The following is a 24,629-nucleotide window of genomic DNA, read 5'->3' on the forward strand; positions in this document are numbered from 1 at the left end:
TATTGCTTAATCTTTTAAGAAGTCTTTTTCCATAACACCAGCACGATCAATCGCAGCTTGCATCGCTTCATCTACAGTCTCATAAATTCCATTTTTTTCAAATACGTTTACAGCTTCAATGGTTGTACCTCCCTTAGAAGTTACATTATTTCTTAACTGTAAAAATGCCAAATCTTTTTCATGTTCAGCCAAAGACACCACACCTTTTGCTGTTTGTAAGATTAATGCCCTTGCTTGTTCTGGCTCAAATCCTAAAGCTTCTGCTTTTCTTTGCATTGCATCTAAGAATAAAAAGAAATAGCCCGGTGCGCTTCCAGCAATAGCAATAATGTTGTTAATCTGTTCTTCTTTGTCTACCCAGACCGTTTTTCCAACCGCACCCATCAAGTTTTCAGCAAAGTCTTTATCTTCTTTAGAAACATCACTCTCTGCAAATAGACCACTTACCCCTTGACCAACCAAAGAAGGTGTATTTGGCATAACGCGAATAATTTTGAGGCCATCTAATTTAAATATTTTTTTATAAAATTGAACTTGTGTGCCAGCTGCAATCGTTAAAAATAGCTTATCTGCAACATCTACATGTTCTTGGATCGGTGCACAAACTTCTTTCATAAGCTGTGGTTTAACAGCAAGAATAATTACATCTGCATTTCTAGTAGCTAGAATATTATCTGAAGTTGCTTGAATACCAAATTGTTCACTTAAACGTTTTTTACTGGTTTCACTGGGTACCGAAACTGTAATATTGGATTTGTCGTATCCCGAAGCAATTAATCCAGAAATAATGGCAGATGCCATATTCCCACCACCAATAAAAGCAATCTTGCGTTGACTCATTTCACTTCCCTCTATGTGATCATCATTTTGTATAAAATCGTGCTCTATACAACAAAAATAACATAACTAGATTTTTATTTCAGAAGATACAACTTTTAGTTTTCTGAACACATTCCTTTATATTTCGAAGCAAAATTTTGAATACTCACCTTCTTTTGTTGTTCTTCGTTCACCAATGGCGTAGCAAATGCATCATCAACCAACTTAATAAATAAATCTTTTTGCTTTGAATCATCGATATGACTAACTTGCTGTTTAAGCTGGTCGTATTGTGTACCATTTTGACGTAGTTTCATTACACCTTCAGCAGCATTTACGAGATGACTACAACTTGATTTAGGCACCACCGTTTCCGCATGAGAAATACTAATTAGAGATGTCAAAATAACAAATACAGCTTTTTTCATACCAACTTCAAACCATTGCAACAATAAACCCAGCCATCCTAACAGCGCAAACTTATAATCAACATTAATGTTTGTTTATTTCTGTTTGATTTATTTTCAGTAGCTTATATTTTATTCAAATCTTTCTTTTTAAATCTAAATATAGTGTTTCTTTAATTTCTTCCATCACAATATAACTATGCGAAGACGCTGAAGCAGGTAGTTTCTTTAGTATATCTGCCAATAAACGGCGATACGCACCCATTTCTTTCAAACGAGCTTTAACCAAATAATCAAACTCACCAGAAATGAGGTGGCATTCCAATACTTCAGGAATATCAGCCAAATTAACAGCTACATTGTCAAATACATCACCCGATTTCGCAGATAGTTTAATTTCTAAAAATACAAGTAAATTACGTTCGACATAACTTGGATTTAATCTTGCATAATATCCCGTAATCACACCATCACGCTCTAAACGTTTTACTCGCTCAGAACATGGCGTCGTCGACAAATTTACTTTAGATGCAAGCTCACTAATAGCAATTCGGCCATCTTTTTGTAAAATATCAAGAATCATATAATCAGTACGGTCAAGCTTACGCATATTTTTTTCCTTATATTACAATTTTTGTATTAAAAATTTATGGAATGCACTGAATTATAGGTATAAAAATAGTGAAATAAACTAGACAATAGTCAATATACTAGAAAAAATCACGAATAATGAACTATAAGGAATCAATATGCATGTCATCATTTTAGGTAGTGGTGTCATTGGTGTTGCAAGTGCATATTACCTTGCACAACAAGGTGTAAAAGTTACTGTATTTGACCGCCAGCCAGGGCCAGCAAAAGAAACAAGTTTTGCCAATGCAGGACAAATTTCACCAGGTTATTCGACCCCTTGGGCGGCACCAGGTATTCCTTTAAAAGCATTAAAATGGATGTTTCAAAAACATGCACCATTAGCATTAAGCTTAGATGGTAGTGCATGGCAATTACAGTGGATGTATAAAATGCTGAATAATTGTAATGCTAACAGCTATGCAATCAATAAAGAACGTATGACTCGTGTTGCAGAGTATAGTCGAGACTGTCTAAGAGACTTACGTCACCAAACAAACATTCATTATGAGCATCGTTCTAAAGGCACACTCCAAGTCTTTCGTAAAATGGCACAATTAGATGCAGTAGAGCGAGACATTGAGGTACTCAAAGCCTGTGGTGTTGAACATCAATTACTTAATCGGGAACAACTCGCAAGTATTGAACCTGCTCTACAGTTCGCACAAGATAAGCTAGTTGGTGGATTACATCTTCCTAATGATGAGACAGGAGATTGCTACTTATTTACCAATGCATTAGCAAAGCTTGCTATAAAAAGTGGTGTAACATTTAAGTTTAATCAGAATGTTGAGGCACTTACATTTGAAGGTGACCGAATCACAGGTGTTGTGGTCGATGGGCAACAATATCAAGCCGATAAATACATTTTGGCATTTGGTAGTTACTCAAGACGTTTTTTAAAACCCTTAGACTTAGACTTACCTGTTTACCCTGTCAAAGGATATTCACTTACACTTCCTATTACAGATGAGAAACTTGCACCACAATCTACAGTACTTGACGAGAGTTACAAAATTGCCATTACTCGCTTCGATCAACGCATTCGTGTAGGTGGGATGGCTGAGCTCCATGGTTTTGACATGAAACTTCGTCAAGAACGTAAAAGCACGCTTGAAATGGTGACTCAAGATCTTTTCCCTGCTGGAGACCTAAAACAGTCTACCTTTTGGACAGGTCTCAGACCAATGACGCCAGATGGCACACCAATTATTGGGCCAACTAAATATAATAATTTATTTCTCAATACTGGTCACGGCACACTAGGTTGGACAATGGCATGTGGTTCAGGAAAACTAATTAGCGATATTGTGCTCAATCAAACCACCGATATCTCTACAGAAGGGTTATCATTACAACGTTATCAACATATTGCTTGATCTGATTTGGAAGGAAACTTATCATGCCTCGCCCAATACAGGCCATTATTCACCATCATTCACTTCAACATAATCTGGCACTTGCTAGAAAAACGATTGCTTCTGACAGCCAATTATTTGCTGTGGTCAAAGCAAATGCCTACGGTCATGGTATAGAGAATGTGTATCCTGCTTTTAAAACAGCAGACGGATTTGCTTTGCTTGATATTGATGAAGCTATTCGATTAAGAGAATTGGGTTGGGAAAAAGATATTCTTCTGCTAGAAGGTCTATTTACAGAAGATGATTTAGTACAATGCATCAATCATAATTTAAAGTTTACTGTTCATAGTGATCATCAACTGACATGGTTAACCGCTTATTCTGGACCAGCTCAATTTAATATCTTTTTAAAAATGAATAGTGGAATGAATCGGTTAGGTTTTAAACCTAAAGCATACCAAGAAGCATGGCACGCTCTATCAAAGCTCCCTCATATTCAAAGCATTACACATATGATGCATTTTTCTGATGCCGATGGAGAACGATTGGGTCAAGATGGTACAACATATCAAATGAATTTATTTCAGGAAGTTATTAAAGATCTTCCAGGAAAATGTTCTTTAAGTAACAGCGCAGCCTTACTACGCCATCAACACGATGTGACTTCAGACTACATACGTGCAGGCATTTTACTTTATGGTAGCTCGCCAGACTATCCTAAACATAGTGCAAAAGATTGGCAGCTGAAGCCTGGTATGAGCCTGCGTACGGAGATTATTGCGATTCAAGAGATCCAAGAAAATGATAGTGTTGGTTATGGCTCTCAGTATATTGCCAAGGAATTTATGAAAATTGGTGTCGTTGCATGTGGCTATGCCGATGGATATCAAAGAATCTCTCCATCAGGTACGCCTATTTTAGTCAATGGAAAAAGAACTCAACTTATTGGACGCGTAAGCATGGATATGCTGGCTGTCGATCTCACCCATATAGAAAATGCAGATATTGGTAGTGAGGTTGTGTTATGGGGTCAGTCTAGCTGTGGTGCTTTGCTTTCTATTGATGAGGTCGCTGAAAAGTCAAATACACTTGGATATGAACTCATGTGCGGTGTAACTGCCAGAGTACCGTTTTATATTGATAAAGCTTGAAAAAGACAAAAAAAAGCCACGTCTAGGAAAACGTGGCTGTCCAAAAATAGGACATGTAAAACAAAATATGCAAACTATGTCACAATAATATTCACATAAGCCCACTATGTCAACTAGTTATTTATTATTTTTTTAATTATTTTAAATTCAGTATTTTGTACTTCATTGGTGATGATTCGTTGACGCTCATCATAGTGAACATTAGTATTCAAATTTCCCTGTATCAATACTACTCGCTACTGCCTCATGAAGAAGACAATAATATTTAGAAAAGACCTGAGTTCTACTTGGTTTCAACCTTTTATTTTAGTTTTTATTGCGCTATTAACGGGATGCAGCGGTCTAGGTCCACACAGTGGCTCCGTCGAAACACGATCTATTCGCCTTTCCCACGCAATCCAAAATGCCTATGCAGTACCTTCTTATACAGCAGACAGACTTTCTCCTGTAATTATTCAAAGTGCAGATCGCTATAATGTACCACCTGAACTCATTGCTGCCACTATTCGACAAGAGTCAGGATATCGAAGTGGCTTAAGGTCTGGTGGGGGCGCTGTTGGTCTTACTCAAATTATTCCAAGCTACTGGGCACATCGTTGTCCTGGTGACTTAAATAATGACTATACCAATATTCAGTGTAATGCCTATATATTGGCAACCTATTACGGCCTAGCAGGAAGCTGGTTTAAGGCATCTGCATATTACAATGTAGGTCCAGCAGGTTATCAGTCAAGTTTCTGGACAAGGCATAAAGGGAAAAAATACGCCAGATCAGTCAGACACTATAAAAAACTTCTAAAAAAAGCATTGTAATACGCTCGTATTGGCATATTTTTTGTAGCTCAGCATGGATGCTTTTTATAAATTCACAACTTTATAAGCAAGATTAATATAGACTTAATGCAACATCTTGAGAATCATCATATTATTTATATGAAATATAAATAAAGGAATATGTGCAAATTATGGCAAGACCTAAGTTTTTACCTGATAATTTTAGCCTAATGATTGTAGGCATGCTTTTGCTTGCAACATTTTTACCCATACATGGACAAGCCGCTCAAATCTTTAGTCATCTCACAGATTGTGCAATTGCGCTTTTATTCTTTCTTCACGGCGCTAAACTTTCTAGAGAAGCTGTCATAGAAGGTATTACACATTGGCGTTTACATCTTGTCATTTTTGCAGCAACGTTTGCCTTATTCCCTATTCTTGGCTTTGCTCTAAAACCCCTTATTGAACCGTTACTTGGTCAGCAACTCTATCTTGGCATACTATATTTATGCTTATTACCTTCAACTGTTCAATCATCTATTGCTTTTACATCTATTGCTAAAGGAAATGTTCCAGCAGCATTATGTAGCGCATCTGCTTCCAATATTTTGGGAATGTTCATCACTCCATTTTTGGTCGGCTTATTCATTACACAACACAACTCTGGGGAGCATGGGTCAAACTTAGGTTCTGCTTTAAATATTATTTTATTGCTTTTTGTTCCTTTTATTCTTGGACAATTATGCCGTAATAAAATGATTCCCTTTCTCACAAAATATAAATCTAGTGTAAAAATGGTGGATCAAGGCTCTATTCTAATGGTGGTTTACTCTGCATTTAGCGCAGCAGTAAGCGAGGGAATTTGGCATCAGGTTTCTGTTTCTACTTTAATTTATTTACTCATAATATGTGCAGGCTTGTTAGCAATTGCCATGATACTCATTCGTATCGGTAGTCGAAAACTTGGTTTTAATGAAGCAGATCAAATTACCATATTATTTTGTGGTTCTAAGAAGACCCTTGCTAGTGGTGTTCCCATGGCTAAAATTCTATTCGCGGGCCAACCCTTTGGCTTAATTTTATTGCCATTAATGCTTTTTCACCAAATTCAGCTCATTACGTGTGGTATTTTGGCAAATCATTTTGCAAAAAAGAACAATGCTCATTAAATCAATCATATGACATTCAGAGTTTGATCATTTATATTAAATTTAAATGATCAAATCTATAAAAATGATATAAAACAAAAAGATAATAACCTATATTCTTTTTATTCATATCAAAATTATTTTTTATTATTTTTTATGCTTAGATATCGATTGTATTCTTCTTTTCAGAACTGCAAATCATATCATCTGGGAAAAAGAAAATGCCATTAAATCAAATTAAACTAGGGGTTTTCGCGACACTAATTGGAATCTCATCTTTTAGCGTTGCTGCAAAAGATTTCCTTAACGTATCGTATGACCCAACTCGTGAGCTTTATACAGATATTAATAAAGCTTATGGTGATTACTGGAAACAAAAAACTGGCGAAGCGATTAACTTCAAACAGTCTCATGGTGGGTCTGGTAAACAAGCACGTTCCGTGATTGATGGTTTAAATGCAGATGTTGTCACATTAGCCCTTGCAGCAGATATTGATGCAATTGCAGAAAAAACAGGAAAACTTCCTTTAGACTGGCAAAAACGGTTACCTCAAAATTCAACGCCTTATACTTCTACTATTGTTTTTTTAGTGCGCAAGGACAATCCAAAACATATTAAAGATTGGAACGATCTGGTACGTTCTGATGTTGCCATTATTACACCTAACCCAAAAACTTCAGGTGGTGCGCGTTGGAATTATCTTGCAGCGTGGGCATGGGCAAAACATCAACCTAATGGTACAGATCAAAGTGCACAAGAGTTTGTACGTAAAATCTATAAAAATACAAAAGTATTAGATTCTGGAGCGCGTGGTGCAACAACAACGTTTGTAGAACGTGGTATTGGCGATGTATTGCTTGCATGGGAAAATGAAGCATATTTAGCAACTCGCGAACAGCCAGGTAAATTTGAAATTATTACCCCTTCTCTTTCCATTCTTGCCGAACCACCTGTTGCTGTGGTTGACAAAAACGTAGAAAAAGATGGTAATAAATATGTTGCTCAAGGGTATGTTAACTTCTTATATTCCCCACTAGCACAAAATATTATTGCAAAAAACTATTATCGTCCACGTAATCAAGAAGTACTTAAAAAATACAGTCAAACTTTTAAACCATTAAAATTGGTAACGATTGATCAAGAGTTTGGTGGTTGGTCAAAAGTACAAAAAGTGCATTTTGACAATAACGGGATATTTGACCAAATTGTAAAAGCAAATCAATAAAATAAAAATTGGACATGGGAGCAACTCTAATGCGTAAAGTTCATAATCTTATTGTTCCAGGTGTGGGCGGAAGTAACGAACAACACTGGCAATCTTGGATTGAAAGTCGCTTATCGAATTGCACTCGTGTCCAACAAAATTGGGATACGCCTATTTTAGACGAATGGGTTGAACAGTGGATTCAGACAGTTCAAAGTCTTGATGAACATGTAGACTTACAGGTTATTGCTCATAGCTTCGGTTGCTTAACCAGTATTGCTGCTTTAAACAAATATCCACAACTTGTTTCTCGTGTAAAAAAACTTATTTTGGTTGCACCTGCAAACCCAAGTCGTTTTGCAAAAACAGGGTTCTCTCATCATTCAGTCGAGACCTATTCATCATTTTTTGAACAATTAAAAATTACTGTACCAACAACCATGATCATTAGTGAGAATGATCCTTGGCTTAGTTTTTCAGATGCAAAACATTTTGCGAACCTTTGGAATGTAGCCACCGTAAATTTAGGCCGTGTTGGCCATATTAATGTCGACTCTGGTTTTGGGGCTTTTCCAGAGCTTATTCCACATCTTTTACTTAATTATAAACAGCGAATGCTTGAACAGAATTCATCTCTTTTATTAAAAAGTATCCAACGCCAATTTTTAGCTCAGTCAGGTTTATAAGAGTTCAAGACATCTATGCGCAACAATAAAGCAGTTTTGCCAGGATTTGGTTTATCTTTAGGATACACCATTCTCTATCTATCAATTATTGTATTTATTCCTCTCTCAGCCGTATTTTTTAAATCGATTGGGATTGGTTGGGATGGTTTCATAGAAATTATTCAAGATACAAGAATATTAAAAGCCTTACAGCTAAGTTTTACAACTGCATTGGTTGCAGCGCTGATTAATGTATTTTTGGGGCTTCTTCTCGCTTGGTGTCTGGTTAGATATCATTTTCCTGGCAAACGTATTGTCGATGCCCTCATTGACCTGCCATTTGCATTACCCACCGCAGTTGCTGGCATTGCATTAACCTCATTATATGCACCTACAGGTTGGATCGGACAATTCTTAGAACCTCATGGGTTCAAAGTTGCTTATACCTCTGTGGGAATTACACTTGCACTTATTTTTATTGGTATTCCATTTGTTGTACGTACAGTTCAGCCAATTCTTAGTGACCTAGAAACTGAACTTGAAGAAGCATCATCTGCTTTAGGTGCGAACCGATGGCAAACCATTCGCTATGTTATTTTCCCTATTATTTTACCATCGTTAATGACAGGTTTTGGTCTCGCATTTGCACGTGGTGTAGGTGAATATGGTTCCGTTATTTTTATTGCAGGAAACCAGCCCTATAAAACAGAAATTGCACCACTCTTAATTATATCTCGTCTTGAAGAATTTGATTATGCAGGTGCTACGACAATTGCCGTCATTATGCTTCTATTATCTTTTGCACTTTTATTGCTTATTAATCTTCTTCAATCTTGGGCAACACGACGTACAGGGAGAAATGCAACATGAGCCATCCTCACTCACTTGCTAAACAACTCCAAAGTAAAGATGCGACAAGAGAACCATCTTGGGTTCGCTATCTGTTACTTACCCTTGCTTTTATTGTGTTTCTTGGACTACTTATCCTTCCACTCGGTTTAGTATTTATAGAAGCATTTAAACAAGGTGTTGGCGTCTATTTTAATGCACTCATCGACTCAGATACTCGATCAGCAGTAAAACTTACCCTCATTACAGCTCTGATTGCTGTCCCCCTAAATGTTATTTTTGGGGTAGCTGCAGCATGGGCAGTTGCTAAATTTAATTTCAAGGGCAAAACCCTACTTACGACGCTAATTGATACACCATTTTCGGTATCTCCTGTTATTGCAGGTCTAATGCTTGTACTTATTTTTGGTACACAAGGTTGGTTAGGAGAATGGCTTCAAGACCACAACATGCAAATCCTTTATTCAACCCCCGCAATTATTTTAGCGACCGTCTTCATTACCGTACCTTTCGTAGCTAGAGAGCTTATTCCTCTTATGCAAGCCCAAGGCAATGATGAAGAAGAAGCTGCAATTTTATTAGGTGCATCCGGTTGGACAACTTTTTGGAAAATTACTCTACCAAATATTAAATGGGGACTTCTATACGGCATTATTTTATGTAATGCCCGTGCAATGGGTGAATTTGGTGCGGTATCTGTTGTTTCAGGTCATATTCGTGGTCAAACAAACACCTTACCATTACATGTAGAAATCTTATACAACGACTATAGCTATAGTGCAGCTTTTGCTGTGGCTTCACTCCTCGCATTTTTAGCAATTTTAACCTTAATTATTAAGACTTGGGTTGAAGTTCGCCAAGAAAATAATTCATCGACACACTAAGGGGCATGAATAATGAGTATTCAAGTTAAAAACATAGAGAAAAACTTTGGTAATTTTCATGCTCTCAATAATATTAGTTTAGACTTTCCAGAAGGTCAGCTTGTGGCACTACTTGGGCCATCAGGGTGTGGAAAAACAACATTACTACGTATTATTGCCGGACTTGAGCAAGCAGATTCAGGACAGGTTATTTTAGAAGGACAAGATGCAACAAAAACACATGTCCGAGAAAGACAAGTTGGTTTTGTATTCCAACATTATGCTTTATTCAGACATATGACTGTATTTGATAACGTTGCATTTGGGCTAAAAGTTCGCCCTAAGTCTGAGCGTCCATCAGATGCTGAAATATCTAAACGTGTTCACCAGTTACTTGAGCTTGTACAGCTAGACTTCTTGTCTAATCGTTACCCTTCTCAACTTTCAGGTGGCCAAAGACAGCGTATTGCTCTTGCACGTGCACTTGCAGTAGAACCTCGTGTATTGCTACTTGATGAGCCATTTGGTGCACTCGATGCAAAAGTAAGAAAAGAGTTACGTAGATGGCTACGCAATTTACATGATGAGCTACATATTACCTCTATCTTTGTGACACATGACCAAGAAGAAGCATTAGAGGTTGCAGATAAAATTGTAGTGATGAATAAAGGAAATATCGAGCAAATTGGCTCACCTCGTGAAGTTTACGAAAAGCCTGAAACATCATTTGTTTTTGACTTCTTAGGCCAAGCCAATAAATTCGAAGGGGTTCAACAAAATGGTAAACTCACAATAGGTGAAGATCAGCTTATTTTGCCATCTACTCATCAAAGTGGTCATCTCATCGCATTTGCTCGTCCACATGAGTTAACCATTCATACACAGGCTACAGAAAATGCCATACAAGCTACTTTTTTACGCTATGTATGGGTTGCGGGGAAAATTATTGCAGAGTTAGAAGATCGACAAGGTCATCCAATTGAAGTTTTGGTTTCCTCTGAGCAAGCCACCGAACAAGCCTTAACAGCAAATCAAACCGTTTGGGTATCTGCACAGAATTTACATATTTTTGAAAAAACGGCAACGTCTGCTTAAAGATTAGTGAGAGTAAAAAAACAATGAACTTCCAACAACTACGTATTATTAGAGAAACGGTACGCCAGAACTTCAACTTAACTGAAGCATCAGCAGCATTATTTACTTCACAATCTGGTGTAAGTAAACATATTAAAGATTTAGAAGATGAGCTTGGGGTGCAACTTTTTATTCGTAAGGGAAAAAGGTTGCTTGGCTTAACTGAACCAGGACAAGCACTTTTAGGTGTTGTTGAGCGTATGCTTATTGATGCCGACAATATTAAACGTCTCGCAGATGAGTTTAATAAAATTGATGAAGGTACACTGACAATTGCAACCACGCATACTCAAGCACGTTATGTTCTTCCACCAATTGTTAATTTATTTAAGAAACAATTTCCAAAAGTACATTTGGTATTGCAGCAAGCGAGTCCTGCTGAAATTGTAGAAATGCTTCTTCAAGGACAAGCAGATATTGGAATAGCCACAGAATCATTAACAACAGAAGAAAATCTAGCAGGCTTACCTTACTATACATGGCAACATAGTGTCATTACACCACCTGACCACCCACTCACACAGGTCAATAAAGTGACCTTAGAGGAATTGGCGAAGTACCCTATTGTTACTTACCATGAAGGCTTTACAGGCCGCTCTAAAATAGATCAAGCTTTTAAAGATGCAGGGATTGATGCTGATATCGTCATGTCTGCTTTAGATACAGATGTAATTAAGACTTATGTAGAGTTAGGTATGGGCATTGGTATTATCAATAGCATTGCCTATGATACAAAACGAGATATACATTTGTCTCAAGTAAAAACATCATTATTTGATATTAATACAACATGGATTGCTGTGCGTAAAGGTCACTTATTACGTGGATATGGCTATGAGTTCATTTCACTGTGCTCACCTGATGCCAATATTGTAGAGTTAAAAAAAGCAGCTTACCCTGAAGATTAATTATAAGTAAGACGCCCAAGTTCCCTTAGGCGTCTTTCATTATTTTAGTATTGATTAAAAAATTGTTGAATTTGTACAGGATCATTTGTTTTTGTCAAAGCTGTCATAAGCAAAATACGTGCTTTTGCTGGATTTAACGTACCTGAAACAAGACCTGGTTGAGCTGAATCGACAGGTACACTTCCTCCTCCAGTACGAGAAGATCTCACAACAACAATGCCTGCTTTTTCTGCTTTTTTAATTCCTGCATCACTTCGTACTGAAACAGATCCTGCACCCGTACCTGCATAAATGATACCTTTTACATGGTGAGCAATGGCCGCATCATAAATATATTCAGGATCATCTTGATAACCATAAATAATAACAACAGGTGGCAATTCATTAAGCTGGCGAACATCAAATATCGAATCTGTTGTATGCTTTTTCTCTACGCGATTATTATATTCAATATGACCATCAATAATCGTACCCAAATAACCTTCTTCAGGTGCTTTAAAGGTATCTAATGAATTAGCATTCGTTTTTGTCATAAAACGAGCTGCTCCAATTTTATCATTTAATACGACAAGCACACCTCTACCTTTAGATTGCTCATTGGAAGCCACTGTAACAGCTTCTAATAAGTTCATTGGACCATCAGCACTTATAGCTGTTGCAGGTCTCATAGCAGCTGTAAAGACAACAGGTTTATCACTTTTTACCGTTAAGTTTAAGAAATATGGGGTTTCGTCTAAAGTATCTGTACCATGTGTAATCACTACACCATCGACATCCTTTTGTGAAAGTAACTCATTTACACGTTTTGACAACTTCAAAATGACATCACTAGTCATATTTTCACTGCCAATATTTGCAACTTGTTCTCCAGTAACATGCGCCACTTTGTTAACCTCAGGTACAGCATTAATCAAATTTTGCACACCAATTGCGCCTGGTTTATAACCTGTTGTCTGAGTATGGCTTGTAGCAGAACCTGCAATAGTTCCACCAGTAGCTAAAATAACAATATTTGGTAATTTATCTGCAAATGTTGAACCACTCATCAAAAGTAATGCTGTTACAAAAAAAGCGCCTAGTTTCATTCTAGATCCTTAGAAATAAGATTAATTTATAAAAATATAACTGAGCTGTCATATATCCGTCATAGTCAAATAAAATAGTAATGACTTAAGCAAGAAGTTACAAAGCAATCTGCCTTATACCTAAGTCTAATAGCAAAAACTATGAGTAAAAAAAAGCGATTAAAATCAAATTAATCGCTTTTTAAACCAGAATAAAATTAGAAACGGTATCGTAATGTAAATTGGGCATTAATTGGATCACCAATTAAAGCACCCGTACTCGATAAACCATGTGCAGAAATATAATAATGTCTGTCAAATACGTTGTTTAAATTTATACCAACATCATAACGGTCACTTGTATAACCTACAGCTGCATTCATAATTGCATAACCCGGTAGTCTAAGCGCATTGTCTGGTGCAGCATATTGATAAGTTTGTGCTTTACCACCTAATGCGGCATACCAATGATCATTGAGTTTATATTTCACCCATAGATTTGCAGAGTTCTTTGGTGTGAGTGCAGCTTTAGATCCCACAGGAACAGTAGATAAAGCCGACTTCGTCATTTTCCCATCAAGATACGCATAACCTGCCAATACCGACCACTGATCTGTAATATTACCTACCGTAGTCACCTCAATGCCTTTTGTTTCTTGCTCACCTGCCACTACAGCAGTTTGTCCTGTTTTATCGGCAGGATCTTGTTGTAAGATATTATTTTGTGTCGTATCAAAAGCAGATAACGTTACATTATAATCAGGCGTAATATCCCACTTCGCACCAACCTCATAGCTCTTAGTTTGAGTTGGCTTAAGATTAGATAAATTATTATATACTGTCAGTGCATCCGACAATGGCTGGAATGACTGATTATAAGATGCGTAAAGTGATAAATTCTTGATCGGTTCATATACAAACCCAACTCTTGGGGAAACTTTATTATCTGTACGATTATAAGTTGTTAATGCATTGGTTTTTACTGTCAATCCTGAGCGTTTCTGATCTAAATTGTCATATCTCGCACCAATTAACATTTTAATTTGAGATGTAAAGCTTATGAGGTCTTGTAAATAAATACCTGTTGTGGTGCTGTTATTCTTATTATCTGTCTTTGCGGTATTTGTCAAAATAGGTGACCAGTTTGGTAAGACAATTTGATTAATTGACGTTGTATATGCAGCAGGAGATGCAAAAATTTGATCATCTTTATTTTGATGACTTACTTCAAGACCAGCTAAAGCATTATGCTCAATGTTTCCTGTTTTGAACTTACCAGAGATTTCTTGTTCAGTAGAAACTCCTTTCTCATTACGAAAACGACGAGATTGGACTAAAGAAATAACGCCTTTACTATATGAAGCATTTGAAAACTGTCTATCTAGAGAATATGTATAACCATGTACAACACCATGATACTTCCATGCATTATTAAACTCATGATCTAAAGTTGCTGTTGCACTTTTCACTTCAATATCAGTATCACCAACTTGTTTAGCATTTGCAGCACCAAGAAAAACTTTATCATTTAACTGTAAAGGTCTTTTTGTAGTTGGGTCCATAGGAACCCCTTGGTCGGCCAATCGATCATCATGTAAATAATCTGCTTGTAGTAAAAGCTTAGTTTTGTCCGAAATATCCCATAGTACTGATGGTGAAATCGCTTGACGCTGTAGAAATGCCTGATTTCGATATCCACCTGAATTTTCAACAGCACCAGTCAATCTTGCCTTTACTGTTTGGCTGATCGGTTCATTTAAGTCAAATTGCGCTCTTCTTTGTCCTAAAGTGCTGCCCATAAGATCAATTTCATGTAACGGTTCGAGCATTGGTTTTTTTGTCACACGATTGATTAACCCACCTGCTGAACCACGACCATAAAGTACAGATGCAGGCCCTTTTACTACTTCTATGCGTTCAGTATTAGAGAGATCTCGATAGTACATTGCATCATCACGAAAACCATCAACATAGTTATCGTAAACAGAGTTAAAACCACGAATTGAAACCTGATCTCGCTGCCCATCGCCTGTACTAAAACCAACACCAGGTACATTCTGTAAAGCACCTTGTATAGAGGTAACTCCTTGTTCTTTTAATATTTCTTGTGGAATAACATTCACTGTTTGAGGAACATCTTTTAACTGCATTAATCCTTTTGTTGCCGTCGATGCCTCAGTCATCTTTGCTTTTAAAGTTTTCTGCTCTGCTTTAACTTGAATACTAGGTAAATCGACTGTATCGGCATATGTAAGTGCTGAAATAGAAGATAAAATCGAGAGAATTAATGTTGTCTTTTTCATAGTTGAAAGAATACTTATATACATTTAGTGTAAAAAGGCCTACACAATAAATACACTTTCTTAAAACAATATTAAGAATAATTATCATTTAATTTATTAGTTATAAAATCTTAAAGTTTATATCAGACCATCAAAAATGATGGTCTTCCTACTAATTATGCCAAAACTTAACACTAGCTCCCGAAGGAGAGTCTTTTACCGTATATTTATAAATTTTATTAACTATCATTGATTTACACATATCAGCATTACCTCCCATTCCCATAACAATCTGAGAAAACTTCTCGCATGTTAACATCTCAACATCTTGAAATGGACCTGTGTCATTACTATATGCATTTGCATAATAGTTTTTCATAAACGCAACTTTTTTATTACAAGTATCCCCACCATTCGCATTTGCGACTTTTGCCACTAGACCATGACGTATATCTCGTTCACTTACAACAAAACATGTTCTATAACCAGACTCAGCAAATGTATTTGTTGAAAATACAACTGAACATATAACCGTCAAAATATTAAATACTGAAAAAATTCTCATCTTAAAATTACTCAAAGTATGTTTCAAAAAATGTGATTTAAATCACAAATAAATATACTTTATTTAATTTTTAATCCTTGATGCTTTTTTGTATTTAATGATTAACGACAGGAACCAATTTTCCTAATAATTCAATGAGACTTGGCGTATCTGTTACACCAAAATACTCTATATTGTCTGCATATAAAGAAAAAATGACAATATATTGATACATGTCTGGATTAACATCATGTGCTATAAGAACAGTAATATATTTCGGTGAATTCGGTGGATTAAAGTAAAGGCTAGGATCACAAATATAACCTAATCTTTCCATACCCTCTTCTGGTGTGATGGGGCCATCAGCAGTTTGCAATTCACGATTGAGCTCCGCGCTAAAATCGTATTTAGCATCTGCCCATCCTGTTCTATAGTTATACTCGTACATGAGACTCCAGTCTGTGAAATAAATAAGAGTGCATCATGCACTCTTACCTCAACACCTTTTAGTGCTGTATATCAATGATTTTATATCTAGTTTCTAATAATAAAGAACCTATTTCTCTACCTATTTCTGGACTTTCTAAAACTTGAAGATAATTACTCTCTTGAATTTTCTGATCATTTTCATCATACCACTCAACAACTGTGGTCTGTTCCCCATTGTTTTTGTTTTTAATAATTTCCTGAGTATGTACTTTCGAAGTTGAGCCGTCCAAGATCTTTTCTAGTGTAACAATCACTTCACAATTCCTATGTAAGTCTTTAAAGTGGGTTATAAATAACATAGAAATGGAATATTGTGCCGAATAAAGTGTTTCAAAGCATTGCACATGAATTCTACAATAAAAAAAACCACGCAATTGGGGTATTAACGTGGCTATAAAGATAGGTTGATAACTCCCTATCAATTAAGATTATTATATAATAAATATGAGCAATATACAAATATATTACAGAATAATTTCAAATTGATTGTTTTTAAATCAATAGATTAGAAATAAAATAAGATTCCTCACTAATCTAATACTTTATAAATTTTTGAACTTCGACTACTTTGAAAAAGTAACTCAATAGAGGGAAGAATTCTTTCACCTTTTACTTCAATAAAATGAATACGTTGTACTAAACTTTTTTTAGCATTTGAATGTTGGTGCGTGAATGGATTTAAAAAAGCTGTTGCGTCATGAATTTTATCGAACTGATCTTTAACTCTAATAAGTAAAGTTTTCATTTTGAAACTCACTGTGATGAACAGATCATTTTTATAGCATATTTAAAGTCGTATAAAAAACAAACATTGTAAGAATTTATGGCATAGTTAATAATAGTTATCAAATGTAAATGGTTCATTATTATGTTACCTACCGAAGAAACACATCCCTTATTACCTTTTTTACCAAAAACTGCCAAACTGCTTATGCTTGGTAGTTTTCCACCGCCACAAAGCAAATGGAAAATGAATTTTTATTACCCTAATTATCAGAATGATATGTGGCGTATTATGGGAATTATTTTTTATGAAGATCCTTTATACTTTTTAGACACATCACATAAAAGCTTTCATCTAAGTCAGATTAAAGATTTTTTAACGGCGCATCATATCGCAATATTTGATACTGCCTATAAGGTCAGACGCTTAAAAGGCAATGCATCAGATAAATTTTTGGAAGTTATTGAGCCAAGTAACCTGCCCCATCTGTTAAATGCTATTCCTGAATGTAAATCAATTATGACCGCAGGTGAAAAAGCAACTCAAACACTCATGCAACATTTTCCATCGAATTCTGTAGCACCAACAATTCAACAAGCTAGTCAGGTTCATTTTTTGGATAGAAATATAAATTTATATAGAATGCCATCTACATCTCGTGCTTACCCCAGACCTATTCAAGAAAAAGCTGAGGCATATCGAGCATTATTTAAGACGATTGGTTTACTTTAAAATGCATTTAATATATCTAAAACCTGCTGAAATACTTCTGCTTCAGAACATGTCGCATCTATTTTATAAATACGTTTTGGATGTTTCTCATATAAATAGGCATACCCTTCACGAACTTTAGAAAAGAAAGAAAGCTTTTCTTTCTCAAATCGATCTAGCTCACCTCGTGCGCGCGCACGCGACATTCCGACTTCGATTGGAGCATCCAACCAAAATGTAATATCTGGCATCTTAGGAACAAAGGTTTCATTTAACAGCTCAAGTTTTTGTTGACTCAAACCACGACCTTTCACCTGATAAGCAAAACTTGCATCGGTAAATCTATCACTTAAAACAACTTTCCCCTCTTTTAATGCAGGTAAAATAACTTGATTTAAGTGTTGACTACGGGCTGCATAAATAAGTAATAGCTCAGTATCTGCACACATTGTCTCAGTCTCATCGACCTGTAAGAGTAAATTTCTCACTTTCTCCGCTAAAGCTGTACCACCTGGTTCTCGTGTCAGAATAATTTCTTTATTTTTTTCTAAGAAATGGTCGTGTACACGCTTAATTAAAGTACTCTTGCCGACCCCTTCAGTACCTTCAAAACTAATAAACATTTAGGGTGTTGCTCCATTCTTCTTAGCTTTTAAAACAGACAAATAATTTTGAACAGCAGCATTGTGTTCAGATAATGTTTCACTAAACTTATGACCACCATTTCCTGTTGCAACAAAATACACATTTTTTGAATTATCTGGGTGCATCGCAGCCTCAATTGACTTGGTATCTGGCAGTGCAATTGGTGTAGGTGGTAAACCATTTATAGTATACGTATTATAAGGCGTTGGTGTACGTAAATCTTGCTTAGAGATAGAACCTGTATATTGGTCACCAAGACCATAAATCACCGTAGGATCAGTTTGTAATCTCATATTTTGTTGAAGTCGACGTACAAATACACCCGACACCTCATTCAGTTCGGTATCTAAGCTGGTTTCTTTTTTTATAATAGAAGCCATAATTAGTGCATCATATTTATTTTTATAAGGTAGATTTGGTGCACGACTTTCCCATGCTCGATCTAAAGCCTCCATCTGACGATGATAGAGATTTAATAAAATCTTTTTATCCGTTTCACCCTTATTAAAAAAGTAGGTATTTGGTGCCAGTAAACCTTCTAAGTTTTTATAAGGAATTCCTAATTCAGCCATCATTTCATCGTACGGTAAATTCACAATGGTTTTAGTCACATAAGGATCCTGACGTAACCGATCTAAAAGTTGTTTAGATGTCGTTCCATCAATCACCATAATTTTATTCATTTGTGAATTTTCAGCATTTGACATCAAGTCTAATACTTCAATGACTGTCATTCCTTTCTCGACTTCATACACACCAGCTTTTAATGTGCCATGAACCATTAATTTACGATAAATTTTCACAACTGTTGGGAATTCTATTTTATTTTGCTGTGCCAACCGGTCAATAAGTCCTGTATATGTTTCGCCCTGATTAATAGAAATAAACTGTTTTTGTCCTTCTATCGGATACTGTCTTCCAAGGCTTACGCCATAAATTCCCCAACAACCTGCAATAATGATACACAATATAGTCAGCCAGAAAAATTTTCTGGTTTTCTTACTTTCAGGTCTTTTCTTTTCCATTTTACTCATCATTATTACATTTGATCTAAATTCAACGTATTAAACAACTGCTTCGTTATTTCAATATTCAAACATTGACGATTTAATGTATGAACTGCTTGCATCGGATGTAGTGCATTACAATAAAATAAAGCTTCTATATCTTTAATCTCGCTCATATCAATATCACGTATTGCATGCGGAATATTAAATTGCAGCATACGATCTAATATTTCAGCACGCATTATGCCATGGACACCATTATAGCGAAGATCAGGCGTAACCCATTCCCCATTTAACAACAAAAAGCAATTACTGCTTATGCCTTCAACAATTCGATCATGAATATCTAAAACAAGTGCTTCATTTAGCCCTCGCTTTGTAGCTTCGGCTTTTAAAATGACTTGCTCAAGCCGATTTAAAGATTTAACACCTACCAGATGAGGCATTGTTAAACCAATTCTATTCTCCAATATATCGCTTTCATGTAATACTGAATACTTTGCAATACATGCATCGCTTGGGAAGAAAAACACATAAACATCTGCAATATTTGTAGGAGAAAAGCCATAACCTCTTTGTCCCTCTCCACGGCTAATTAATACCTTTAACGTACCTTGAGAAAATTCCTTTTGAAATAAAATATTCAACAAAATTGATTGATCAAACTGAAGCATCAACGCAGCTGATGCCTTATTTAAGCGCTCTAAGTGTCTAGATAAAAGCTGTATACGTCCATCTTGCACACATGCTGTCGTAAAACAGCCATCACCATACTGAAATGCTCGATCAGATAAAGAAACGTGTTCAACATATTTACCGTTTTTAAAGCAAAGCATATGTATTCTCATTTTTCGTTAAGTATTAGTGTAATTTTTTTATCTAAAATAAACACGTATTTTTACGAAAAGTTTTGATTTATCAAACATTAATAACAATATTTTCTACAATTTAGATCTCACAACCCACATCAAGGCTGGCAAGATATCTTTGTTCATCTTATATTAGGTATTATGGATACGTAGGAATAAATAAAATGCTGAGCTTTAAAATCCATCTTATTGATGTTCAAAATAGCTTACAAAATTATATTTGGATTCTGGAAGATACAAAAACTCATGATATTGTCGTTATAGACCCTACAGAAAGCCAAATTGTGATTGATTATTGTGAGTCTCACTATCTAAAAGTAAAACAGATTTGGGTGACACATTGGCACAAAGACCATATTGCAGGTATACCAAAACTTTTGGAAAAGTATAAAAATGTTCCTGTATATGGCCCCAAAGCAGAAGCTTCACAAATACCGACTTTATCTCATTTTTTAGATGATTCAGACATATTTCATTTTAATTGTTTTGAAGTCAATATTATTGCGACACCTGGGCACACCTTAGGTCATATTGTCTTTTATATACCAGAAATTGGCTGTGTATTTGTTGGCGATACATTATTTGCAATGGGCTGTGGTCGTGTATTTGAAGGAACACATAAACAAATGTATGAATCCTTACAACGGCTTGCCTCTCTGCCAGACAACACCGAGGTTTACTGTACTCATGAATACACTTTAAGTAATGCAAAATTTGCAGTCACTCTAGAACCAGATAATTTTTTACTTGAAGAGCGTGCAGAGCATGTCGAATACCTAAGACTACTGAACAAACCTACTCTTCCAACCACGATTGCTTTAGAAAAAGCAACCAACCCGTTCATTAGAGCAAAATCTATCGAGCAGTTTTCACAGTGGCGAACACGTAAAGACAATGCATAAATGAAATATATTGTTACATCATCACAAAAAGTGTCAATGTAAGCCTTAAAATTATATTTTTAAATTTCGTTTAATTTAAGTATTTGACTTTAAAAAGCTATTTATTATTTAAGATAATTCTTAAAAATTACGTTTTAACAAAATTTGTAACCACTGTTGTTATTTTATAACATTTTTTTTTGAAACGTAATTTTTTCACATTTATTGATCTTTTACCCCTTTAAAAATCATTGATAGAACCTTATAAATAAGAGAGTATAAATAAGGAGAGAATCCATGAAAAAAGTTGTTAAAGCAAAAAACTTAATTGCTTTTCGAATTTGGTTAGAAAAATTGGGGTATTCGGTAAAGAACTTAACAGACAATAAGGGATTTACGTTTAGCTTTAAAAAAGAGTATGGTCTTGTGACAAATGAATTGGGGGGTAACTCATTGGCAATGCAACTTGGTGAAGAGTTTGAAGATCACTTAAAAGCCTAATGAGTCGTCTTGGATCTACTCCTAGCAGACACAAAAAAAGCAAGACTCTAGTCTTGCTTTTTTAATATTGGTGGGGATGAAGAGACTCGAACTCTTACACCTTGCGGCGCTGGAACCTAAATCCAGTGCGTCTACCAATTTCGCCACATCCCCTCTTTATTTGACACTTTTAAAATATTTCTAAGAAATGGCAAAAAATAAAGGATTCAAACCTTTACGAACGGTTTTGGAGACCGTCATGCTACATACCAATCCTCTAAATTAAAACTCACATAATAAAAAAGCAAGACAGATATCTTGCTTTTAAATATTGGTGGGGATGAAGAGACTCGAACTCTTACACCTTGCGGCGCTGGAACCTAAATCCAGTGCGTCTACCAATTTCGCCACATCCCCTTTGAGTTTCAACTCAGATTTTAGAAAAACTTCTAAAAGTGGCAGAGAATAAAGGACTCGAACCTTTACGAACGGTTTTGGAGACCGTCATGCTACCATTACATCAATCCTCTACATTTTTAACAACATAATGTTATTAAAAATTGGTGGGGGCGAAGAGACTCGAACTCTTACACCTTGCGGCGCTGGAACCTAAATCCAGTGCGTCTACCAATTTCGCCACGCCCCCGATGGCTGTGTATATTATAGAGAAGTCATTTACATGACAAGTATTTTTTTTAAAACTTGTTTTACATGGACAAATAACATTCAAAACATACGCTTAGCTATTTATTTCTTATATCAATTGGATAACTTGTATCAGTTCAGCAGTTGTTTTAAATCGCAATGTTGGACTTTTTGCCAATAATCCATCAATGATCAGTTGTAATTTATTGTATTGTTGTGGCAATTCAAAAAAATATTCTTGGCAATGTAGTTGAGCCCATGCTTGATAAGATTGCGTAGCCAGTCGATGCTGAGTTAACCACTCATAAAGTACAATACCTAACGCGTATAAGTCTGTTTGAACTGATTTACAAGCCCCATGAAAGAGTTCAGGTGCCATATAGCGTGGCGTTGCAGTTAATGAAACACTATTATTATCAAAAGCAAAATGAGTATGCTCAAAATCCAATAAAAATATTTGACCGTTATAAGTTAAAAAGTGGTCTTTTTTAATATCTCCATGAATATATCCAAGTTGATGTATTTTCCCTAAACATACAGATAACTTTAGAATAAAACCTATAATCTCAAGCAAATTTAAATCAAAAGGCTGAATATCGAGCAAAGTCTTATCAGCTTCAGGCAACATTAAACAAAGCGTATCATTTTGAATATTCAATTCATCTAAAATTCTAGGGCTTACCTCATACACAGGTAGTGTGACATGATCCTTGTAATGCTTCTTGTAAAAGAATACTTCATTTTCAAAACCTTTGATGAATACTTCATGCCCCGTATAAGTTTGCGTTTTTAAATAAAAGTATTGATGAGCATTGATCAACCGATAGACTTTACGCCCATAAACCAAGCTGCTTGACTTTGAAACTACTTCAATATGTTTAAGTTTAGGAGACATTCGTTTTTTGATTCATTAAATCAGCATAAACTTGTGTCAGTGTTTTTCCAATACGCGCATAAATTTCTATCATAGACAATTTTGGCCATGTTGCCCGCTCACCTTCTTTTTGAAGTTTTTTGAAGATTTCTGGTGTTGGATTTTGAAGTAAATATCCATAATGTCTCAGGTTGTACTTACCAATAATATTAATATCCCCATAATAATATTGATCAACGATACCATACCCATGATCGAGTATACGGCGAACTTGTGGCACAGCTCCTACACGTTCACGTGTAAAGTCCATAACACCTTTTGCAAATACCTTACCTTGTCTTCTAATAATACGTTCAGGCCAACTCAGTAAATCTTGGCGGTAACGCTCCACATCACTTTGCATAAAGGGAACAACATGAGGATTGGCCTGACTAGCAATGCTATAATTTACATTATATAGGCGTGCAATTTTTTCTTGAGGAAAATCACTTCTTACACTGCCATCTACCCACCGCGTGTGTTTCATAAAAGGTACATGTTGACCATCGTGACGTTTAGCAACTAATTCAATCGGAGAAAATAAAATAGGTACGGCACAAGATGCAAGAACAGCACTCCATACCAATAAATCTGGTGATGTATAGCGATTTAATACACGAGGGTTTTGCGATGCATTATAAGGAGCAACAGCAATATTAATATCTAACCCAGATTTTTGATGTGCTTCTGCAAAAGTAAGATCTCCTAAATGCTCCTGTAAAAAACGCTTTAGATAATTAACATCTGTGAAACCACTTGGATCTTTGAGCAATGTTTTTAAAGATTTGAACTGAAAAACCTGACTATAAAATTGATCACCTGTCGACAAAGCATTAAAACGATCGCTATCTAATGTACCAAGCATCGCTGTCATAATAGCTCCTGCACTCGACCCAGAAAGTACATTTGGTAAAAGGTCATTTTCTTTGAGAGCTTTACATACGCCACTATGAAACAAACCTAAGGTCGCCCCCCCCGAAAACATTAGTGCAGGTTGGCCATAAGCTATTTTACACAACTCAAAAAACGCTATTTTTTCATCTAAGGAAAGTAAATCCTCTGATACATCTGCAATAAATTTCAAAGACTCATTAACGGTATGAATATAGTCTTCAATAATTGTCTTTGTACCCAAATAAGAGACAACAAATAGCATTGGATGACAAATATTGGCAATATCGTAGGTTAATCCTTCGTGAAGAATGGAAATAAGATCTTTAACTCTACCCTGTCTTTTATATTTTTTTAATAAAAACAGCCGATGTGTAATTACTTCGCTGTCAAAATAAATGGAATTGTTGTCTTCTTTCCATAATTGTATTCCTGACGTTTGATCAAGTTGATGTGCTATTTCTTGCCATTCTGCATAGCTATTTGCATGTGCAAGCTGTTGCTCAAGTCTTTTTATTTTATACGTTTGCTGAAAGTTGCTCGCATGTTTTGATAATAGCTTTAACATTC

General features: G+C 35.7%; 27 protein-coding genes and 5 tRNA genes. 13 read left to right on the plus strand and 19 right to left on the minus strand.

What is annotated here, in order from left to right; translation table 11 throughout:
• Nucleotides 1-6: 6 nt before the first annotated feature.
• The 3 genes from proC to OZX61_RS06770 all read right to left on the minus strand — a co-directional run bounded on the left by proC (nucleotide 7) and on the right by OZX61_RS06770 (nucleotide 1,836).
• Nucleotides 7-840: a pyrroline-5-carboxylate reductase gene (gene proC, locus OZX61_RS06760; RefSeq protein WP_277094304.1), complete on the minus strand. Its 834-nt coding sequence runs from the start codon at nucleotides 838-840 to the stop codon at nucleotides 7-9.
• Between the two features lie 95 nt (nucleotides 841-935).
• A complete protein-coding gene (locus OZX61_RS06765; protein WP_195770819.1) occupies nucleotides 936-1,268 on the minus strand; it encodes a hypothetical protein in 333 nt (110 codons plus the stop codon).
• A gap of 94 nt (nucleotides 1,269-1,362) precedes the next feature.
• Nucleotides 1,363-1,836 (minus strand): Lrp/AsnC ligand binding domain-containing protein, encoded by a 474-nt coding sequence (locus tag OZX61_RS06770; protein WP_195770820.1) that lies wholly within the window; start codon nucleotides 1,834-1,836, stop codon nucleotides 1,363-1,365.
• A 139-nt stretch (nucleotides 1,837-1,975) separates the two neighbouring features.
• Between OZX61_RS06770 and OZX61_RS06775 the strand changes: the two genes are divergently transcribed.
• From OZX61_RS06775 to OZX61_RS06820, 10 genes are all read left to right on the plus strand, one after another.
• Nucleotides 1,976-3,235 carry a D-amino acid dehydrogenase gene (locus tag OZX61_RS06775; protein WP_277094305.1) on the plus strand — a complete coding sequence of 420 codons (1,260 nt, stop codon included), beginning with the start codon at nucleotides 1,976-1,978 and terminating at the stop codon, nucleotides 3,233-3,235.
• Nucleotides 3,236-3,258: 23 nt separating this feature from the next.
• On the plus strand, nucleotides 3,259-4,368 hold the full coding sequence (gene alr / locus OZX61_RS06780; protein WP_277094306.1) for an alanine racemase: 1,110 nt from the start codon (nucleotides 3,259-3,261) through the stop codon (nucleotides 4,366-4,368).
• 246 nt (nucleotides 4,369-4,614) lie between these two features.
• Entirely contained in the window at nucleotides 4,615-5,181 is a 567-nt protein-coding gene (locus OZX61_RS06785) for a lytic transglycosylase domain-containing protein (protein ID WP_277094307.1), read from the plus strand.
• Between the two features lie 152 nt (nucleotides 5,182-5,333).
• On the plus strand, nucleotides 5,334-6,311 hold the full coding sequence (locus tag OZX61_RS06790; RefSeq protein WP_277094308.1) for a bile acid:sodium symporter family protein: 978 nt from the start codon (nucleotides 5,334-5,336) through the stop codon (nucleotides 6,309-6,311).
• Nucleotides 6,312-6,511: 200 nt separating this feature from the next.
• Nucleotides 6,512-7,516, plus strand: coding sequence for a sulfate ABC transporter substrate-binding protein (locus tag OZX61_RS06795; protein ID WP_195770825.1), 1,005 nt, complete (start codon nucleotides 6,512-6,514; stop codon nucleotides 7,514-7,516).
• Nucleotides 7,517-7,545: 29 nt separating this feature from the next.
• The gene (locus tag OZX61_RS06800; protein ID WP_348521171.1) at nucleotides 7,546-8,181 is read left to right on the plus strand and encodes an alpha/beta hydrolase; all 636 of its coding nucleotides are present in this window, start codon (nucleotides 7,546-7,548) and stop codon (nucleotides 8,179-8,181) included.
• A 15-nt stretch (nucleotides 8,182-8,196) separates the two neighbouring features.
• Entirely contained in the window at nucleotides 8,197-9,030 is an 834-nt protein-coding gene (cysT, locus tag OZX61_RS06805; RefSeq protein WP_195770827.1) for a sulfate ABC transporter permease subunit CysT, read from the plus strand.
• A complete protein-coding gene (cysW, locus tag OZX61_RS06810; RefSeq protein WP_195770828.1) occupies nucleotides 9,027-9,893 on the plus strand; it encodes a sulfate ABC transporter permease subunit CysW in 867 nt (288 codons plus the stop codon). Before cysT ends, cysW begins: the two co-directional genes overlap by 4 nt.
• A gap of 12 nt (nucleotides 9,894-9,905) precedes the next feature.
• Nucleotides 9,906-10,967, plus strand: coding sequence for a sulfate ABC transporter ATP-binding protein (locus OZX61_RS06815; RefSeq protein ID WP_195770829.1), 1,062 nt, complete (start codon nucleotides 9,906-9,908; stop codon nucleotides 10,965-10,967).
• A 23-nt stretch (nucleotides 10,968-10,990) separates the two neighbouring features.
• Nucleotides 10,991-11,914, plus strand: a complete 924-nt coding sequence (locus OZX61_RS06820; protein WP_277094309.1) for a CysB family HTH-type transcriptional regulator — start codon at nucleotides 10,991-10,993, stop codon at nucleotides 11,912-11,914.
• Between the two features lie 44 nt (nucleotides 11,915-11,958).
• Here OZX61_RS06820 and OZX61_RS06825 read toward each other — a convergent pair whose 3' ends face one another.
• The 6 genes from OZX61_RS06825 to OZX61_RS06850 all read right to left on the minus strand — a co-directional run bounded on the left by OZX61_RS06825 (nucleotide 11,959) and on the right by OZX61_RS06850 (nucleotide 17,038).
• On the minus strand, nucleotides 11,959-12,999 hold the full coding sequence (locus OZX61_RS06825) for a type II asparaginase (RefSeq protein ID WP_277094310.1): 1,041 nt from the start codon (nucleotides 12,997-12,999) through the stop codon (nucleotides 11,959-11,961).
• 197 nt (nucleotides 13,000-13,196) lie between these two features.
• A complete protein-coding gene (locus OZX61_RS06830) occupies nucleotides 13,197-15,281 on the minus strand; it encodes a TonB-dependent siderophore receptor (protein WP_277094311.1) in 2,085 nt (694 codons plus the stop codon).
• 151 nt (nucleotides 15,282-15,432) lie between these two features.
• Complete coding sequence (locus tag OZX61_RS06835) at nucleotides 15,433-15,825, minus strand: hypothetical protein (RefSeq protein ID WP_195770833.1); 393 nt, start codon at nucleotides 15,823-15,825, stop codon at nucleotides 15,433-15,435.
• Nucleotides 15,826-15,919: 94 nt separating this feature from the next.
• Entirely contained in the window at nucleotides 15,920-16,252 is a 333-nt protein-coding gene (locus OZX61_RS06840) for a hypothetical protein (RefSeq protein ID WP_195770834.1), read from the minus strand.
• Nucleotides 16,253-16,310: 58 nt separating this feature from the next.
• Entirely contained in the window at nucleotides 16,311-16,547 is a 237-nt protein-coding gene (locus OZX61_RS06845; RefSeq protein WP_195770835.1) for a hypothetical protein, read from the minus strand.
• A 275-nt stretch (nucleotides 16,548-16,822) separates the two neighbouring features.
• Nucleotides 16,823-17,038 carry a hypothetical protein gene (locus OZX61_RS06850; RefSeq protein WP_195770836.1) on the minus strand — a complete coding sequence of 72 codons (216 nt, stop codon included), beginning with the start codon at nucleotides 17,036-17,038 and terminating at the stop codon, nucleotides 16,823-16,825.
• 123 nt (nucleotides 17,039-17,161) lie between these two features.
• Between OZX61_RS06850 and OZX61_RS06855 the strand changes: the two genes are divergently transcribed.
• On the plus strand, nucleotides 17,162-17,749 hold the full coding sequence (locus OZX61_RS06855; protein ID WP_277094312.1) for a uracil-DNA glycosylase family protein: 588 nt from the start codon (nucleotides 17,162-17,164) through the stop codon (nucleotides 17,747-17,749).
• On the opposite strand, the gene tmk is transcribed toward OZX61_RS06855, so the two are convergent.
• The 3 genes from tmk to pabC are packed head-to-tail and all read right to left on the minus strand — an operon-like array spanning nucleotide 17,746 to nucleotide 20,216.
• Entirely contained in the window at nucleotides 17,746-18,351 is a 606-nt protein-coding gene (tmk, locus tag OZX61_RS06860; RefSeq protein WP_195770838.1) for a dTMP kinase, read from the minus strand. The genes OZX61_RS06855 and tmk overlap by 4 nt on opposite strands.
• A complete protein-coding gene (gene mltG, locus OZX61_RS06865) occupies nucleotides 18,352-19,407 on the minus strand; it encodes an endolytic transglycosylase MltG (RefSeq protein ID WP_277094313.1) in 1,056 nt (351 codons plus the stop codon).
• Between the two features lie 5 nt (nucleotides 19,408-19,412).
• The gene (pabC, locus tag OZX61_RS06870) at nucleotides 19,413-20,216 is read right to left on the minus strand and encodes an aminodeoxychorismate lyase (RefSeq protein WP_277094314.1); all 804 of its coding nucleotides are present in this window, start codon (nucleotides 20,214-20,216) and stop codon (nucleotides 19,413-19,415) included.
• A 197-nt stretch (nucleotides 20,217-20,413) separates the two neighbouring features.
• On the opposite strand from pabC, the gene gloB reads away from it, so the two are divergent.
• Together gloB and OZX61_RS06880 are read left to right on the plus strand one after the other, a co-directional pair.
• On the plus strand, nucleotides 20,414-21,151 hold the full coding sequence (gene gloB / locus OZX61_RS06875) for a hydroxyacylglutathione hydrolase (protein ID WP_277094315.1): 738 nt from the start codon (nucleotides 20,414-20,416) through the stop codon (nucleotides 21,149-21,151).
• Between the two features lie 276 nt (nucleotides 21,152-21,427).
• The gene (locus OZX61_RS06880; protein WP_195770842.1) at nucleotides 21,428-21,631 is read left to right on the plus strand and encodes a hypothetical protein; all 204 of its coding nucleotides are present in this window, start codon (nucleotides 21,428-21,430) and stop codon (nucleotides 21,629-21,631) included.
• Between the two features lie 68 nt (nucleotides 21,632-21,699).
• Here OZX61_RS06880 and OZX61_RS06885 read toward each other — a convergent pair.
• The 7 genes from OZX61_RS06885 to OZX61_RS06915 all read right to left on the minus strand — a co-directional run bounded on the left by OZX61_RS06885 (nucleotide 21,700) and on the right by OZX61_RS06915 (nucleotide 24,627).
• A tRNA-Leu gene (locus tag OZX61_RS06885) sits at nucleotides 21,700-21,784 on the minus strand.
• Between the two features lie 35 nt (nucleotides 21,785-21,819).
• A tRNA-OTHER gene (locus OZX61_RS06890) sits at nucleotides 21,820-21,889 on the minus strand.
• Nucleotides 21,890-21,942: 53 nt separating this feature from the next.
• Nucleotides 21,943-22,027, minus strand: a tRNA-Leu gene (locus OZX61_RS06895).
• 39 nt (nucleotides 22,028-22,066) lie between these two features.
• Nucleotides 22,067-22,140, minus strand: a tRNA-Trp gene (locus OZX61_RS06900).
• 31 nt (nucleotides 22,141-22,171) lie between these two features.
• Nucleotides 22,172-22,256 (minus strand) — tRNA-Leu (locus tag OZX61_RS06905).
• Nucleotides 22,257-22,364: 108 nt separating this feature from the next.
• Complete coding sequence (locus OZX61_RS06910) at nucleotides 22,365-23,150, minus strand: protein kinase (protein ID WP_277094316.1); 786 nt, start codon at nucleotides 23,148-23,150, stop codon at nucleotides 22,365-22,367.
• A complete protein-coding gene (locus tag OZX61_RS06915) occupies nucleotides 23,140-24,627 on the minus strand; it encodes a DUF3336 domain-containing protein (protein ID WP_277094317.1) in 1,488 nt (495 codons plus the stop codon). Before OZX61_RS06915 ends, OZX61_RS06910 begins: the two co-directional genes overlap by 11 nt.
• Nucleotides 24,628-24,629: the final 2 nt, after the last annotated feature.

It is taken from the genome of Acinetobacter sp. ESL0695 (assembly GCF_029392135.1).
Taxonomy (GTDB): domain Bacteria; phylum Pseudomonadota; class Gammaproteobacteria; order Pseudomonadales; family Moraxellaceae; genus Acinetobacter; species Acinetobacter pollinis.